Here is a 2,100-nt window from a genome sequence, read left to right as displayed (position 1 = left end):
CATCGTCGCCCAACCTCCAGCGGTGGTAGCGCGCCACCCAGCCCAGCAGGCGCTCGGGCGCGTGGGCCTTTTTCCATTTGCCAGCGGCGTATTTATTGGCCTCGGCCAGGGTGGGGTAGGTGTGGATGGTGCCCAGTATCTTGTTCAGCCCCAGGCCATGGCGCATGGCGAGTACAAACTCGGCCAGCAGCTCGCCGGCCTGCGCGCCGGCGATCACCACGCCCAGAATGCGGTCCCGTCCCGGCGGGGTGAGTACTTTGACAAAGCCGCTGGTGGCGCTGTCGGCAATGGCCCGATCGAGGTCGTCCAGTGCGTAACGCGTGACCTCCACCGCGATGCCGCGCTGCTTCGCCTCGGCCTCGGTGAGCCCCACGCTCGCCACCTCCGGGTCGATGAAGGTGGTGCGCGGAATCACCGAGTAATCCACCTTGAAGCGCTTGAACTGCCCGAACAGCGCATTCACCGCCGCGTACCAGGCCATGTGCGCGGCGGCGTGCGTGAACTGGTACGGGCCGGCCACATCACCGGCGGCGTAGATGTTCGGATACAGCGTCTGCAGGTACTCATTGGTGTGCACCGTCTTGCCGGTGGGGATGCCGAGCTCCTCGAGCCCATAGCCTTCCAGCCGGGCGCGCCGGCCGACCGCAATGAGTAACTGATCGAAAGGCAGCGCCAGCTCCTGACCATCGTGCTCCACAACCAGCACCTGCTCGCCGCCCACATTGGTCGCGCCATGCACGCCATCCACAGTCCGAGCAGCATCTGCACTATCCACACTACCCGCACTCTGTACGTCGCCTGCCGGCCTCGGGTCGTCCCCATATATGGCGTCCACCGCCACGGGTGCAGTGGCCTCCGATGCCGTGGCTATGGACCGCCGCTCGCAGCGCAGCGCGGTGTGCCCGGTGAGTACGCGCACGCCGTCGGCCTCCAGTGAGGCGCGTGCCAGCGCCGAGACTTCAGGGTCTTCTTTAGACAGCAATCGATCGCCGCGCTCGATCTGGGTCACCTGCGAGCCCAGCCTGGCGAAAGCCTGCGCGAGCTCCGAGCCGATCGGCCCGCCGCCCAGCACCAGCAGCCTTGGGGGCGGTGCATCCAGCTCGGCAAAGCGCTCCCACAGCGTGTCGCTACTGACCCAATCCACGGTATCCAGCCCCGGCAGCTCTGGCACCAGCGGGGCGGCTCCCGCGGCGATGATGATCGAGCGCGTGCGCAGTCGCTGCGTGCCGCCTTCGTTGAGCGCGATATCCACCGTCCACGGGTCCACGATGCGGGCATAGCCGTGCAGCACCTCCACGCCCAGACTGGTATAACGCTCGATGCTGTCGTGCGGTTCAATGGCGGCGATGATGTCGTGCACCCGCTGCATCACCTTTTTGAAGCTGAAGGCTGGCTGCACTGCCTCCAGTCCATAGTCCTGCGCATGGCGTATCTGCTGCGCCACCTTGGCACTGCGGATCAGCGCCTTGCTCGGCACGCAGCCGTAGTTCAGGCAGTCGCCGCCCATCTTGTGCGCTTCCACCAGCGTCACGCGGGCCTTTACTGCTGCAGCAATGTAAGCGCTCACCAATCCGCCAGCACCTGCGCCAATTACCACCAGATTGCGATCAAAGCGGGCGGGCCGGGGCCAGCGCTGGTACACGCGGCGTCGCTGCACCACGCGCAATACGGCCCGCGCCAGCCACGGAAACACGCCGAGCAGGGCGAAGGAAGCGAGCAGCTCAGGCGAGAGCACATCGCCCACCCGATCGATGTTGCCCAGCTGTGTGCCCGCATTTACATAGACCGCGGTGCCGGCGAGCATGCCCACCTGGCTGACCCAATAGAACGTCCACGTGCGCAGGCTGCTCAGCCCCATCAGCAGGTTGATGATGAAAAACGGAAAGATCGGCACAAGCCGCAGCGTAAACAAATAAAAGGCGCCATCGCGTTCGATGCCGCGGTTGAGCGCGGCCAGCCGTGCACCAAAGCGCCGTTGCACGGTATCGCGAAGCAAAAAGCGGGCGACCAAAAAGGCCAGCGTGGCGCCGATGCTGGAAGCAAAGGAAACCAGCAGCAGCCCCTGCCAGAAGCCGAACAAGGCACCCCCGGCCAGCGTTA

General features: G+C 65.4%; 1 protein-coding gene. It reads right to left on the bottom strand.

The features are described from left to right. A partial coding sequence (locus VBE63_RS27970) for an FAD-dependent oxidoreductase (protein ID WP_323686263.1) occupies positions 1-2,100 on the bottom strand: 2,100 nt, incomplete at both ends.

Origin of the sequence: Lamprobacter sp., assembly GCF_034860625.1 — a bacterium.
Taxonomy (GTDB): domain Bacteria; phylum Pseudomonadota; class Gammaproteobacteria; order Chromatiales; family Chromatiaceae; genus Lamprobacter.
Note: the sequence above shows the minus strand (reverse complement) of the source record. Positions and strands in the feature narration are given on the sequence as shown.